Below are 13,144 nucleotides of genomic sequence, written 5' to 3'. Positions count from 1 at the left end.
CTCATGCCGTCGCGTCTCGCGGGTGCGGGTGAAACGGAGGGGGTCTTATGCGAAATCCGCTGCTGGTGCCCGACCTCCGCGAACTGATCCAGGGGGGTGAAGTCCACGCGCTCCGCGATTTCATCTCCGACCAGCACCCCGGGCGCGTGGCGGAGCTGATCGAGGATCTCGACGACCACGACGGCGACGCCTTTTTCGGCGTCCTCGAGGCCCGAGACCGAGCCGAAGTCCTCAGCTACCTCGACATCGACAAGCAGAACCGGCTGGTCGAGGCGATGCCGCCGCAGGCCGCTGCCGAGCTGCTCCGCCTGATGTCGCACGACGAGCGCGCGGCCCTGGTCAATCGACTCGACGAGGATTTCGTCGACGAGGTCCTGCCGAACCTGGCCCAGGCCGAGCGCGACGACATCCGCAGACTGACCAGCTACGAGCCCAGCACCGCCGGCGCGGTGATGACGACCGACTACGTCACCCTGCCCCCGCACATCACGGTCCGCGAGGCCCTTGAAAAGCTCCGGCACGAGGCGCCCGACCGCGAGACGATCTATTACACCTACGTCGTCGACCACAACCGGCGGCTGATCGGATTCGTCTCGCTGAAGCGGTTGATCCTGGCGCGGCGGTCGGCGGTGATCGAAGAGATCATGCAGCGCGACGTGATCTTCGGCCGGGTCGACGAGGATCAGGAATCGGTCGCCCGCCAGATCGACAAGTACGACCTCCTGGCCCTGCCGATCATCGACGCCGACGACCGGCTGGTCGGCATCGTCACCCATGACGACGCCATGGACATCCTCCGCCAGGAGCAGACCGAGGACATCCTCAAGTTCGGCGGCGTCTCCCCCGACCCCGAAGCGGATACCGCGCCCTACTGGCAGAGCAGCGTCCTCTCGGTGGTCCGCCGCCGCATCAAGTGGCTGTTGCTCTTGTTCCTGGCCGAGAACTTCACCTTTCCCGTGCTCGAATACTTTCAATGGGTCACCGAGCCGAAACGATACCCCGACCTCGCATTGTTCGTTCCTCTCTTGATCGGCACGGGGGGCAACGCGGGCAGCCAGACCGTCAGCACGGTGATCCGAGGGCTGGCGCTCGGCGAGATCAAGTTGCACAAATCGGGGCGCGTCCTGCTGCGAGAATTGCTCACGGGCGTCTGCCTGGGCCTCATCCTGGGGACGATCGGAATCGCCTACGCCCATCTGTGGCGCGGTCAGCCATGGGGCGTGTCCAGCGTCCTCGGGCTCTCGCTTTTCGGCATTTGCGTTTGGGCCAACACGATCGGAGCGATCGTGCCGCTCACCGCCCGCCGCTTCAAGATCGACCCCGCCGTGATCTCCGCCCCGTTCATCACGACCCTGGTCGACGCCACGGGACTGGTGCTCTACTTCACCATCGCCATCGTCCTGTTGGGCCTGACCCGCTGAGAACGCGCGTCTGATCGCTTGCGCCCGCGTCCCCCACGACGGCCGACCCGACGAACGTCGAGGACACTCAGGAATTCGCGTAGATCCGGCCCGGACGGCCGCCGGTGGCCCATCGAGGGCGGCGACGGAACCAGTAGAGGTCCATCGCGTGGGCGTGGTAGGTCAGGCCGAGCATCCGCAAGAGGACCATTCCGGTGTACAGGAAGAACACCCAGAACGCCCAGAGAGCCACGGCTTCCATCCACATCTTGGGCATTCGAAACAGCAGGCTGTAAACGCTGAGGCATGTCAGCAGCACGGCGACGGTGGTTGCCGCGCACGGCAGGAGGTACGCCCAGCCGATGCGACGGACCGCGGCGACGACCGTGACGGGGTTGGCCGCGGTGATCGTTTCATGCATCAACGAGGCGGCGAGGGCCATCTGCGTGAACCCGACGCCTAAAAACAGCAGTAGGCCGAACACCGAGAGGGTCGGCCAGTCGATCGCGCCGAAGTAGTTCCAGAACACCACCGCCGGCAGCCCGCCGACGACCGTGCCCATCAAGAACGCCCAGATCCAGCGGGCGATCCCCTCGGAAATGTCCTCGGGCGACAGCTCGGGCCAGTGCGGATGGTCGTTCTCGCCCATCGCACTGGCCACCAGGATGCGCCCAAGGAAAATCAACAGGTAGCTGACGACCGTCCCGAAGCTGAACAGCAGCGGGATGAACACCGGCACCACCACCAGCCCGAGCGCCCAGTCGCTCTTGGTCATCGGCTCAAGCACGGCGATGAAGTCGAACACCGGCAGCGACAGCAGCCAGAGCACCGGCGGAAAGAGCACCATCAGCCCCAGCCCGGGGCCGTCCGAGAGCGGATACAACAGGCACTCGAGCAGCCCGGGGCTCGTCCGGGGGTGCTTCCAGCGCAGCGATGCGTACGACTCGTGGTCGTCCTTCGAATGTTGCACCAGAAGCAGCGAATCGCCGGCTCCCGGATCATACCAACGCTTTGGTCGCGACATGGTCAGCCCTTGCCCGTCAAGCGTCCATCAAGAAGGGGAACGACCGCTCCCGCGAAACCAGTCCAGCGCGCGTGCGTTGCGATGATATTCGAGTCCCAGCAGGTGCATCGCCGTCAGGGCTGCGTAAAACGCGACGCCCCAGAAGATCAGCCACGACCCGATCGCCAGGAACGGATTCGAGATGTGCAGGATCATCACGAGAAACCCGCCGACCAACGTCGCGGCGACCACCGTGAACGCGAAGGGGCGCAAGAAGCTCAGACCCGTCCGCCAGACCGCCAGGCCGACCGTGACCGGATTGGCCGCGAGCAGGTCGTCGAACAGGAGCAAGGCCACGAACGACACCTGCGCGTAGAACGCGCCGGCCGCCAGCATGGCTCCGAAGGCGATCCAGTCCAAGGTTTGCGGCTCCTCGCAAGAACTCAGCAACATCCAGGCGGGCACTCCACCCACCAAGAACCCCGCCAGCAAAACCCAGGCCCATCGGATGACGGTCCGTACGAGCTCCCAGAGATCCAGGTCCGGCCAGCGCGGGTGTCGTACGTCTCCCGTCGCGCTCGACAGGAAAACTTGGTTCAGATACGCGAGGGTGTAGCCGGAGACGATGATCAGACCCATCAGCGACGGGATCAGGAACTTGACCGGCGGACCGATCGCCCCCGTCTCGCCGCCGACCACGGCGCTCAGGTACTCGAACGTCGGCAGCGCGATCAACCACCACATTATCGGGAAGATCACGAGAAAGGCCAACCCATTCGCGTCCCAGAACGGATACAGGAGGCCGTTCCAGAAGCCCGATTCCGACGGCTCGGGCCGGCGAACAAGCCCTTCCCACTCCTCAAGCCGCTCGATCAGGCCGACCGGCTTCTTGTTCTTGCGGCGCTTGACGTCGGCGCTTCGCGACTGGTTATCGGGTGGAACGCCGCGATCCGGCGTGCGCGTGACCGGCGCATCCATCACGTGATAGACGAGCGGGCTCGCCGAGGAAGGCGTGGGCGCGTCGGCCGATCGAGGGACGGTCGGCTCGGGCTCCGGGGTGGAGGCGGAACCGTGAGGAATCTGCAGAACGGCCCCGCACGCCGGACATTTACCGACGCGCCCGGGCGTCGCGCCGTGGGCGCTGATCCGCTTGCCGCAACGGCAGACCAGGACGGTCACGGCCATTGGGCTTCGGTCCTCGAATAAAGAGCGTTGGGCCGTCGATACGGGGAGGTCGGTCGGCGACCGATCGGACTGGTCAGCCGTTCTTCTTCTTAGGCTTGCCGGCGGACATCTGATCGAGAACGTCGCGGACTTCCATCGCCTGGTTGGCGTCGAGCGGGTGCGACTTGAGGAGATGAAGCACGAGCAGCCCCGGCTCACCCTGGTAGAGCTTGTCGACCAAGCTGCTGACGCGCCGCTGGCGGACTTCCTGAGAGCTGATCGTCGGGCGATAGACGAAGGCGAGTTCGGAACGGTCGCTATCAACCAATCCCTTGGTTTCGAGGCGGTCGAGCAGGGTCGCCACGGTGGCGTACGACCACTGTCGGCCCGCCGCGCGGAGGGTCTCCAAGGATTCGCGAACCGTGGCCTGGCCGCGTTCCCAAAGGACTTTGAGAACGTCGAGTTCGGAGTCGGGTATGGTGGGGGGGCGTTTAGCCATCGGAAGTCGTCTCTAATGGCGAGAAGGGTTCGAGCTGGAGGTGCCTGCGCGGCAGCGAACTCAACGCCTTTTCAATGACAAGGCGGTATTCAAAAAGCGCTCTCGGCCGCGCTGACAGACCGTATCCTAAGACAACTGTCTCACAAGGTCAATCCCCTCACGGGATTTCCCTTAAAAAGAATCGCCGGCGCGACGTACCGAATCGCACCTTGCAGCCCTTATAATATACAGTGAGAAGCGAACACTCTCCGTAACCTTCGCGCGGCGGCTTGTCGTCGAGCGGGTGCGGAACGGCGTGAACTGGGATTCAGCAGGAGCAGGAGCACAGTCTATGAAACGGCATGTACGGTTGGCGTCACTTCTTGCCTTGCCCATGGCCCTGGCCGCCTGGGGATGCAGCGGCGATCAGGTTGAGTCGGGCGTGGACTCGACCGGCAAGGGCCTTCAGAAGGCCGGCGACAAGGTCGAAAGCGCCAGCCACAAGCTGGGCGACAAGGTCAAGGAAGCCGGCGAGGGGGGCAAGCTCGAAGGCGCGGCCGCGGCCACCGGCCATGCTCTCGACAAGGCCGGCGAGGCGACTGGCAAGGTCATCGGCAAGGCTGGAGAGAAGATCAGCGACGTCGCCCCCACGGTCGGCAACGCCGTCGAAAAGGCCGGCGAGAAGATCAAGGACGTCGAGCACAAGGTCGGCGACAAGTTCAAGGACCTCAAGGAGAAGGCCGGCGAGAAGCTCAACGAGCTCAAGGGCAAGACCAGCGACGCCGTGAAATCCGGCGCCGACAAGGTCGAGGAAGGTGCCAAGAGCGCCGCCGACAAAGCCAAGGACGCCGTCGAGAGCGCCGCGGACAAGGCCAAGGACGCCGTCGACGCGCCCAAGTCCTGAATCCTTGGATCTGATCCCGGCGGGCGGCGAGCGTCAAGGCCGTCGCCCATCGGGGAAGGATCGGCGTCGACGACGCGACGGGCGGGCTGGACGGCTCGCCCGTTCTTTTTCGCATCGAGTCCGATTTCAGGTCGCCGTCGAGCCTCGTTCTCGCGGTCGCCAGGGCGTCGCCACTTGAACTCCGAAATCGATCGGAGATACAGTGACGGTTCGAAGGCTCGACCTCACAACGATTCGGGCCGGGGATGAACCGTTGGGTACGCGGAGACCGGCGATGGGTCGTGCTCAGGCGGGAGTCTCGCGGGAATTGCAGTGTCCCGACTGCGCGGCGGGTCTGGAGCCGGTCGATTCGGTCGTGGATGCGGACGAGCCCTCGCGGTTCACGTGCCCGCTCTGCCGCGGCGTCTTCCGGGTCGAGCGCGTGCGGCCCGAGCCGTCCCGAAAACCCGGGCCGTCGCACCTGGCGCCGCCCCTCGCCCCCTCGCCCGTCGGCTCGCTCAAGCTTGTGTGGCGGGCGCTGGTGTTGTGGATCCTCGAAAAGCTGTTCTGGTCGGTCAACCTCGTCGGCGCGATCGTCTTTTTACTCCTCGGCGGCTTCGTGCCGGTGCTCGGCGGCTGGCTCCGCAACGAGGTCGAGAGCTGGGCCGACGTCGTCGAGACCCTCGGGGGCGTCTGGTTCCGGAGCGAGACGAACGACCCCGACGCCGACCTGGGGCCGGTGCTCGCGCGGGTGGACGCCCCCTTGCTGTTCGCGGCGATCGACGTGGTGTCGCGGCGGCTTGGGGTCAAGCCTCCCGGCCAGGTGCGGCTGACGTACTTGCCGTGCTGCGGCGTGGTCGCCTGGCGGCGGTCGCAGGCTCTCTTGATCGGTCTACCGTTACTCCGCGTTCTCACGCAGGCCGAGCTGCGCGCGATCCTCGCCCACGAGCTGGCGCACCTGGCCTGCGGAGACGCCACCCGCGCAGCGCGGCTGGCCCGGTTCGTGCAAGGCCTCGAACTGGCCGTCGAGCATCGGGCCGACCGCCTGTACGGCCCCCTCGGCGCCTGGGCGCGGTACTGTCTGCACGAGGCCTCTTGGCTGATCGAGCCCGTCGCCTGGGGACAGGAAGCGCGGGCCGACCGCCTGGCGGCCCTGATCGCCGGCGGCGGCGCGGCGGCCTCGGCCCTGGTCAAGGTCGCGATGGTTCAGCCGCTGTTTCGCGAGGTTCTCGAATACTACGACCCGGTCTCGGCCGAGACCAACCTCTACGCGTTCTTCCGCATCTTCTGGTTCCGCCTGCCCGCCGAGATTCGCTCGGCCATGCGGATGCGCATCCTCACCACCAATACCGGAGGCCGCGACCCGGCCCACCCCCCTCTGCCCGACCGCCTGGCCTTGCTCCAGTCCTACCCCGACCATGTCAGCACCAACGGCGACGGCCAGCCGGCCAACACGTTCCTCGGCGACCTCGAAATCTTCGAACAGATGCTCCACAACCGACTCTTCGCCATCAACTCGGTCGAGCCGTCGGTCTTCCACCGCGCTTGCTCCTGAGACGAGGCGAGGCGGGGAGAGCGACTTCGGGCGGCGACGTCAGTACGAGTCGTTCTTGATGATCTCGTGGCCGTCTCGGGTGATCAGGGCGTACCAGGTGAGGCGGTCGATGGTGTCGCGGATCGGCTTGACCGAGCCGTCGCAGAAGGCGAAGTTGACCTGGCCGGGGTGGTACGATCCGGTGACGATCATCCGGTTGCTGGGCGAGTCGGCCGACAAGGGCGACGGTGCGACGTCGAATTCGCTGCCGGCGTAGCCGCCGACGTTCCAGCCCTGGCTGTCGCGCTTCTCGCCGAACAGGATCGTGTTCGACATGCCGTCGCGGACGTCCTGGGCGCGCAGGCAGGTGGTCGGCCCCCGCAGCGTCATGACCCGGACGGTCACCATCACCCCGCGGTACGACGACTTGGCCTGGTCGAAATCCTTGCCGAGAATCGTCCGGCTGCCTCCCCAATTGGCCGCGTAATGGCTGCGGGCGAACGCCGACCCGGCCGGATAGTTCGTCCCGTCCGATTTGACGACCAGCTCCGACGGATTCAGATCGGTCGCCAGGGGATTCTGCTGGCAGAGCAACGTCGAGAGCTTCGTCCCGACCACCGTGCTGTTGACGAGGGCGTAGTTCTCCACCAGGAAGTTGTACGAGTTGTACATCTGCCGCTGCTCGAGTTCGGGGAGCAAAAGCGCGAAGCAGCTCTGGTTCACCCCGTGCCCGGCGCCCGCCACGGCGCTCATGGGATAGACGGTGTGAGCGCCGAGATAGCTCGCCGCCGCCAGACCGAGCTGCTTGAGATTGTTGATGCAATGGGTCCGTCGGGCCGCCGCGCGGGCCGATTGCACGGCGGGCGTCAGGAGGGCGATCAGTACTCCAATGATGGCGATGACGACCAGGAGCTCGATCAGAGTGAACGCCTTCCGCATGGCACCCTCCGAAGCTTGAGTCGTGAGCCGGCCGCGCCGGGCGGCGCTGGCCATCGATACATACCTACCTATTTTAAGTGTAGGCCTGTGACAGGCTCAAAACCAGAGCGCCTTGTCGACCACGTTCAAAAGCGGCTCATTACGAACGAACCGGCGGACGTTGTCGACGAGCAAGGCCCGGTGCCGCTCGGCGACGACCGGGGAATAGCCGGCGGTGTGCGGGGTGAGGATCACGTTGGGGAAGCTCCACAGCGGGTGCCCCGGGGGCAGCGGCTCGACCTCGTAGACGTCGAGCGCCGCGCCGGCGAGCGAGCCGGCGCGCAGGGCCGCAACCAGGGCGTCAAGCACGACGATCGCCCCCCGGCCGACGTTGATGAGATAGGTCGACGGTCGAAGCGCCGCCAGAATCTTCGCGTCGAACAGCCCCTCAGTCTCGGGCGTGTGCGGCGCGGCGATGACCGCGAAATCGCTCCAGGTCAGCAGGTCTTCGAGCCCGTTCAGGCCGTCGACCCGGTCCACGCCCGACGGCGGCGAGACCCGATCGGGGAAGCGGTCGACTCCCCGAACGGTCATGCCGAAGGCCAACGCCCGCCGCGCGACTTCGCAGCCGATGCCCCCCATGCCGATCACGCCCATCGTGGCGCGCGGCAGGTAGATCGTCGCCCGGTCCATGGCGTTGACCACGCCCGGCCCCGACGCGAAGTCGACCCGGGCCGACTCGCCCCCCTCGGGCTCGTACCGCCGCTCGATCCGCCGCTCGACGTATGTATGCAGGTTGCGGGCGAAGCACAGCACATAGCCCATCACCTGGTCGGCGATCACGTCGCCGAACAGGCCCCGGGTGTTCGTCAGCACGCACGGATGGGCGGCCAGGGCGGGGAACAGATAATGTTCCAGGCTCGCCGTGAACGACTGCACCCAGCGGAGCCGGTCGGCCCGGGCGAGCATCGCCGGCGTGATCTTGCCGAGGAACCCGTCGACCCCCGGCATGGCGGCTTGCGCCTCCGACGACGACACCGCGTTGATCCACTCGGCCTCGGGGGCGGCCGACCGCAGCGCCTCCAGGCGATCGGCGTCGACCGCCGGATGAACGACCAGCTTCATGTGTTTCTCCCCTCGCCCCGGATCGGTCCCACAGGTAAGATGACGAATTGGTCCCAGAAAGAGGGAGTTTGGATGGGATTCGCCCATTCCGACTGAGAGCCACGATACCACGATCGCCCGATGGAGGGGCCTCAATGCTAATCAGCGAGAAAATCAACGCCGAGTTCAACCGCCAGATCGGACACGAGCTGGGCAACGCCAACCAGTACCTCGCCATCGCGACTTACTTCGAGCAGGACGGGCTCTTCGGCCTGGCCAAGATCTACTACAAGCAGTCGGACGAAGAGCGCGACCACGCGATGAAGTTCGTGAAGTTCCTGATCGACGCCGGCGGAACGGCGAAGATCCCGGCGATCGCCGAGCCCAAGAACGGGTTCGATTCGGCCGTCGACGCGGCCCAGCTCGCTTACGATTCCGAGGTCAAGACGACGAAGCAGATCTACGACCTGGTGGCGCTGGCGACCGAGGAGAAGAGCTATATCGCGCTCAACTTCCTCCAGTGGTTCCTCTCCGAGCAGCTCGAAGAGGTTTCCAGTGCCGAGACCCGGCTGTCGGTGATCCGCCGCGCCGGCCCGAGCGTCCTGATGGTCGAGGCCTACCTCGCCCACGAAGGCGTTTAATCTAAGCCGAATCCGCTCGTCGCGCGGGCGTCCCGGCCGGCCGGCAGACTTCGGTCAGTCGGCGGGCGACCGTCGCCGCGCCGTCGACCGGATAGGGGGACTTCAGCGGCTCGACCTGGAAGGCTCGATCGAGCGCCCGGTCGAGCCGCATGCCGGCGAAGTCGCGCGACGAGAGAGGTACTCCGCCCCCCCAGGCGCGGAGGGCGCGGTCGAGCGCCCGGTATTCGGAGAATCCCTGGCGCGGCGGGTAGAGGATCGGCCGGCCATGAGCCATCGCCTCGCTGACCGTGCCGTAGCCGGCCTTGGCCACGACCGCGTCGGTCGAGGCGATCAGATCGCCCCCCGACCATTCGCTCGCCGACACCAGATGCAGGTTGGCCGGCGTTCCCACCGGGGCCGCGTGATAGCCGACGAAATGCACCCCGCGCCGGGCGTACGAACCGAGCCGTTCCCAGTCGAGGTCGTCCTGGCCGTATCGGCCGATGTAGAAGTAGACGAGCTTCTCGGCCTCCCCCAGGCCCAGCAGTTTCCGAAGCTCCTTCGAGCGGTCGCGGCCGGGATTGGCGACCAGACCGACGTCGATCTGGTTCGGCAGCCAGCTCATCTTGAGCGCCGGCTCGGCCCGAAACACGCCTTCGGCCTGGCGATACGCCTCGCGGTAGTCGGCGACCAGGCGCTTCGCATCGGCACTCGCCGACCGCGCGTAGGGCTCGTAAATGTCGTACCAGGTGAAGTTGGCGAGCAAGAACCCCGGCACCCCCGCGCGGCGGGCCGCGACCAACGGGAGCGGCGGCGCGTCGCAGAGCACGGCCCCGGCGTTCGCGGCTTGAAGGTAGGCGACGTCGTCGTCGAGCCGGAACAACGCCTTATTATGCACGCGCAAGGCGCGTTCGAGGGTCGCCGCCGCGTCGGTCGCGCCGCTGCCTCCGGCGGGGTTGACGGCTCCGGCGTCGGAGGCGTGCGGCACAAGCTCGGCCGGCCGGAGCAGCCGCTCGCGCCAGTTCGGGAACAGGTCGGGATGCGACCGGATCACGACCGGGACATCGACCGGCACCTGGTTGATCACCGCCACCGTGCGGTTGAGATGGCCGAAGCCGTGGCTCGTCACATGCACGATCAACGCGCCCCCGGCCTGCTTCGCCCGGGGGTCCGCACTCTGCCTCTTCGCCATCGCGTCATCCTGATCAAGCCGTCACTCACCATGATCGAGAAAAGCGCAAGCAAATCTCGTCCTCTGACAGGAAGGCAAGATACCGCGCCTTCAATCGATCGGGCAAGCCGCCGGGGCTTCGCCCGCCAGCGACGTGCGCGGGGTGGTACGCCGCGAGGCCGGCGCGGGGCGGCTGGTCCAGATCACGCCGCCGAGAGTCAGCAAGCCGCCGACCACCAGGGCCGGCGAGAGGGCTTCGTGGAACAGCCAGACGCCCCAGACCACGGTCAACACCGGCGCGACGTTGCTGAAGGTCGCAACCTGGCTGGCGTCGAGGCGGCGGAGCGACAGGTTCTGGAGCGCCAGGTTCAAGGGGGTGAAGAACCCGGCCAGGACGATCAGACTGATCCAGGCGGACGGAGTCGCCAGCTTGAGCATCGACGGCCACTGCGTCGCGGTCGCCAGCGCGATCGGGATCTGGAGGAAGAAGCCGAACAGGAACGTGCCGGCCAGAACCGGCATCGCGCCGTGGCGGAGGACTAATGGCCGGCTCAGGGCCACATACGCCCCCCACGAGATCACCGCGCCGATGAGGAGGAGGTCCGAGAGCATCACCGCCCTCGTCTGCTCAAGCGACGACGATTCGCCCCCCAGCAGGTTGCCGACGCCGATCACCACGACCCCGCTGATGCTCACAAGAATTCCGCCGAGCCGACTGAGGTCGAGCCGTTCATGCCCGAGCCGCCAGGCCAGGACCCAGACGACCAGGGGGACCATCGCGTAGAACAGCCCAACGTGCGCGTTCGTCCCCAGCCGAGCGGCGTTTAGAAAAAACCACTGGTTGATCGGCACGCAGAAGGCCGCGACCACCGCCAGCCGCCGCCAGTCGTGGCGCACCAGCTCCTTCAAGGGGTTGAGGCCCCCGATGAACGGAATCAGGCACAGACCCGCGAAGCCGAATCGCAAGAGCGGCACCAGCCCGACCGGAAGCTGCCTGACGACCAGCATGGCCAGGGGCGACGTCGTCGACCCGACGAGGATCATGATCCCCAGGTAAATGTACCCGCGCAGGTCGGGAGCGTGCGACGCGTGGAGTGCGGGAGCCGCTGCCGCCGGCTCGCTCAAGGCTTTCGACGGCTGCGCGGTTTTGCGCCGGTCGTCGATCTTCGCATGGGACGCATCCTGAATTCCTGGCTCCGCTTGCGCGACTAGCGTTGGCATCGGGGTTCTCAATGGGCGGGCATCGTTGCGACGGCAGTATTCCCAATCGTAGAGCGCTCGGCAAGTGGCGTGAACGCTTTTCCCTGGGAATCCGCCTTTAAGAGCCGCCCTTGATGGACTCGGCCCGGGCCGGCCGGGTTCGGAACCTCACCGCGAATTCGCCTGGGCGATCGGCCAGAGGTCGTGACGCCGCTCCCGCGTCCGCTGGAAGGCGCGCTCCCGCTCCAGGCGGGTCTGCTCGTACAGGCCGCGATAGAGCTGTTCCTCGTGCTCGTCGAAGACCTTTCCGCGCCTCGACATGACGATCCGGGCCGTGGCGAACAGCTCGTCGATCGTGAACCCCGGCTCGACGCGGCCGTACAGGACGGCCGTGAACGACGGCACGTGCTTGGGCAAGAGCAAGCCGGCCGGCAGCACGTTGCACATCACGCCGATCGCCGTGCCGGTGTTGAGCATCGAGCCCATGCCGGTCCGCGTGTGGTCGCCGATGTAGCAGCCGACCTTCGCCTGCCCGGTGGCGATCGGATCGCCCTGCAACGGCACCATCACCTCGCCGTAGTCGTTGCGAAGGTCGCTGTTCGACGTGATCGCGCCCAGATTCACCCACTCGCCGACGTAGGCGTGGCCCAGAAAGCCTTCGTGGTACTTGTTCGAGTGCCCCTGGACGATCGACGCCTCCACCTCGCCGCCGATCCGGCAGTTGGGGCCGATCGAGACCGCGCCCCGGATGTTCGCCCGGAAGAGCTGCGAGTCGGGGCCGATGTAGCACGGCCCCTCGACCCGGGTGAACGGCTGGACCCAGACGCCCGCGCCGATGATGATCGGTCCGTTGGTCGTGTCGAAGACCGTGTACGGGTCGATCCGGGTGGTCTCATGAATCCAGAGCCGATTCGACGGCCCGACCAGAGCGAGCGAGGCGAGCTGGCGGTTGCTGACGGCGAGCCGCCCGCTGGTCGCGAAGTCGCGCTCGATGTGGGCCGCGTTCCGGGCCACGAGGTCCCAGGGACGACCGATCCACTCGCCGCCGACCTCCTCGTTGGGGTAGCGCGACGCCATCTTCTCGAACCAGTCGTCGACGCCGTTCAGTTCCAGCGACACCACATCGTCGGGGCCCGCGTAGACGAACGCCGGCTGGCCGTCGCACAGCCCGACCCAGGGGACGCTGGCGTCGGGCGCCTCGAAACCCAGCGGCGGAACCCAGCGGCCGCACGCCGCCACCACCGGCCCGCGCGCCAGCCAGTCGCGATCGTTAAGCACCACGTGGGGGTCGCGCCGGCTCTGCACCGCCGTCAAGTGGTTGCGGATCAACGCCCCCCGCCGGTTCGGCCCCGTCCCGACCCCGAAGGCGCGGGCGATCTTGGCCCCCAGCGTCGAGCAACCGAGCCAAAGCTCGTACACGGGCCGGGTGAGAGTCAGCGGTTCGAGTCCGGCTACGGCGAGATCCTCGACCAGGCAAAGACGCATTGTTGCACCCCCAATCCGTGCGGTCCCCGTGCGCATCAATCCTCGGCGCGATCACTTCGCAATCAGCCAGCCAACCACGCACGCATAGCGCAAGCCGATTCCGCGGGTCGCCTGATTCTACTCTGGGTCATTTTTTTCAGATAGTCAGGTCGGACCAACTCTTTCCCGTCCTATCGACGTCCAC

12 protein-coding genes are annotated in these 13,144 nt (G+C 66.6%); 4 read left to right on the top strand and 8 right to left on the bottom strand.

All coding sequences use genetic code 11. The features are described from left to right. Positions 1–47: 47 nt before the first annotated feature. Positions 48–1,421 (top strand): magnesium transporter, encoded by a 1,374-nt coding sequence (mgtE, locus tag BSF38_RS19305; RefSeq protein ID WP_076348358.1) that lies wholly within the window; start codon positions 48–50, stop codon positions 1,419–1,421. 67 nt (positions 1,422–1,488) lie between these two features. Here mgtE and BSF38_RS19300 read toward each other — a convergent pair whose 3' ends face one another. From BSF38_RS19300 to BSF38_RS19290, 3 genes are all read right to left on the bottom strand, one after another. Beyond that, complete coding sequence (locus tag BSF38_RS19300; protein ID WP_076348356.1) at positions 1,489–2,424, bottom strand: hypothetical protein; 936 nt, start codon at positions 2,422–2,424, stop codon at positions 1,489–1,491. A gap of 27 nt (positions 2,425–2,451) precedes the next feature. Then, positions 2,452–3,588 carry a hypothetical protein gene (locus tag BSF38_RS19295; protein ID WP_076348354.1) on the bottom strand — a complete coding sequence of 379 codons (1,137 nt, stop codon included), beginning with the start codon at positions 3,586–3,588 and terminating at the stop codon, positions 2,452–2,454. 73 nt (positions 3,589–3,661) lie between these two features. After that, positions 3,662–4,066, bottom strand: a complete 405-nt coding sequence (locus BSF38_RS19290; protein WP_076348352.1) for a BlaI/MecI/CopY family transcriptional regulator — start codon at positions 4,064–4,066, stop codon at positions 3,662–3,664. 331 nt (positions 4,067–4,397) lie between these two features. Here BSF38_RS19290 and BSF38_RS30030 point away from each other — a divergent pair, with 331 nt between their 5' ends. Both BSF38_RS30030 and BSF38_RS19280 read left to right on the top strand, forming a co-directional pair. Next, on the top strand, positions 4,398–4,949 hold the full coding sequence (locus tag BSF38_RS30030) for a hypothetical protein (protein ID WP_145952234.1): 552 nt from the start codon (positions 4,398–4,400) through the stop codon (positions 4,947–4,949). Positions 4,950–5,223: 274 nt separating this feature from the next. Then, positions 5,224–6,483 carry a M48 family metallopeptidase gene (locus BSF38_RS19280; RefSeq protein WP_076348350.1) on the top strand — a complete coding sequence of 420 codons (1,260 nt, stop codon included), beginning with the start codon at positions 5,224–5,226 and terminating at the stop codon, positions 6,481–6,483. Between the two features lie 39 nt (positions 6,484–6,522). On the opposite strand, the gene BSF38_RS19275 is transcribed toward BSF38_RS19280, so the two are convergent. Then, entirely contained in the window at positions 6,523–7,401 is an 879-nt protein-coding gene (locus tag BSF38_RS19275; protein ID WP_076348348.1) for a DUF1559 domain-containing protein, read from the bottom strand. Positions 7,402–7,497: 96 nt separating this feature from the next. Further along, on the bottom strand, positions 7,498–8,505 hold the full coding sequence (locus tag BSF38_RS19270; protein ID WP_076348346.1) for a D-2-hydroxyacid dehydrogenase: 1,008 nt from the start codon (positions 8,503–8,505) through the stop codon (positions 7,498–7,500). A gap of 134 nt (positions 8,506–8,639) precedes the next feature. Here BSF38_RS19270 and BSF38_RS19265 point away from each other — a divergent pair, with 134 nt between their 5' ends. Beyond that, positions 8,640–9,125, top strand: coding sequence for a ferritin (locus BSF38_RS19265; protein WP_076348344.1), 486 nt, complete (start codon positions 8,640–8,642; stop codon positions 9,123–9,125). Position 9,126: 1 nt separating this feature from the next. Here BSF38_RS19265 and BSF38_RS19260 read toward each other — a convergent pair whose 3' ends face one another. The 3 genes from BSF38_RS19260 to BSF38_RS19250 all read right to left on the bottom strand — a co-directional run bounded on the left by BSF38_RS19260 (position 9,127) and on the right by BSF38_RS19250 (position 12,960). Further along, positions 9,127–10,296, bottom strand: coding sequence for a glycosyltransferase family protein (locus BSF38_RS19260; RefSeq protein ID WP_076348342.1), 1,170 nt, complete (start codon positions 10,294–10,296; stop codon positions 9,127–9,129). A gap of 90 nt (positions 10,297–10,386) precedes the next feature. Continuing rightward, positions 10,387–11,496 (bottom strand): DMT family transporter, encoded by a 1,110-nt coding sequence (locus tag BSF38_RS19255; protein WP_076348340.1) that lies wholly within the window; start codon positions 11,494–11,496, stop codon positions 10,387–10,389. Between the two features lie 147 nt (positions 11,497–11,643). Then, entirely contained in the window at positions 11,644–12,960 is a 1,317-nt protein-coding gene (locus tag BSF38_RS19250) for a putative sugar nucleotidyl transferase (RefSeq protein WP_076348338.1), read from the bottom strand. Positions 12,961–13,144: the final 184 nt, after the last annotated feature.

Source organism: Paludisphaera borealis (genome assembly GCF_001956985.1).
Taxonomy (GTDB): Bacteria; Planctomycetota; Planctomycetia; order Isosphaerales; family Isosphaeraceae; genus Paludisphaera; species Paludisphaera borealis.
Note: the sequence above shows the minus strand (reverse complement) of the source record. Positions and strands in the feature narration are given on the sequence as shown.

What these genes read in the sequence shown, in the direction of transcription:
- BSF38_RS19295 (WP_076348354.1), bottom strand. Translation starts at nt 3,588, where the DNA reads ATGGCCGTGACCGTCCTGGTCTGCCGTTGCGGCAAGCGGATCAGCGCC.
- BSF38_RS19300 (WP_076348356.1), bottom strand. Translation starts at nt 2,424, where the DNA reads ATGTCGCGACCAAAGCGTTGGTATGATCCGGGAGCCGGCGATTCGCTG.
- BSF38_RS30030 (WP_145952234.1), top strand. Translation starts at nt 4,398, where the DNA reads ATGAAACGGCATGTACGGTTGGCGTCACTTCTTGCCTTGCCCATGGCC.
- BSF38_RS19275 (WP_076348348.1), bottom strand. Translation starts at nt 7,401, where the DNA reads ATGCGGAAGGCGTTCACTCTGATCGAGCTCCTGGTCGTCATCGCCATC.
- BSF38_RS19250 (WP_076348338.1), bottom strand. Translation starts at nt 12,960, where the DNA reads ATGCGTCTTTGCCTGGTCGAGGATCTCGCCGTAGCCGGACTCGAACCG.
- BSF38_RS19260 (WP_076348342.1), bottom strand. Translation starts at nt 10,296, where the DNA reads ATGGCGAAGAGGCAGAGTGCGGACCCCCGGGCGAAGCAGGCCGGGGGC.
- BSF38_RS19280 (WP_076348350.1), top strand. Translation starts at nt 5,224, where the DNA reads ATGGGTCGTGCTCAGGCGGGAGTCTCGCGGGAATTGCAGTGTCCCGAC.
- BSF38_RS19270 (WP_076348346.1), bottom strand. Translation starts at nt 8,505, where the DNA reads ATGAAGCTGGTCGTTCATCCGGCGGTCGACGCCGATCGCCTGGAGGCG.
- BSF38_RS19265 (WP_076348344.1), top strand. Translation starts at nt 8,640, where the DNA reads ATGCTAATCAGCGAGAAAATCAACGCCGAGTTCAACCGCCAGATCGGA.
- BSF38_RS19255 (WP_076348340.1), bottom strand. Translation starts at nt 11,496, where the DNA reads ATGCCAACGCTAGTCGCGCAAGCGGAGCCAGGAATTCAGGATGCGTCC.
- BSF38_RS19290 (WP_076348352.1), bottom strand. Translation starts at nt 4,066, where the DNA reads ATGGCTAAACGCCCCCCCACCATACCCGACTCCGAACTCGACGTTCTC.
- mgtE (WP_076348358.1), top strand. Translation starts at nt 48, where the DNA reads ATGCGAAATCCGCTGCTGGTGCCCGACCTCCGCGAACTGATCCAGGGG.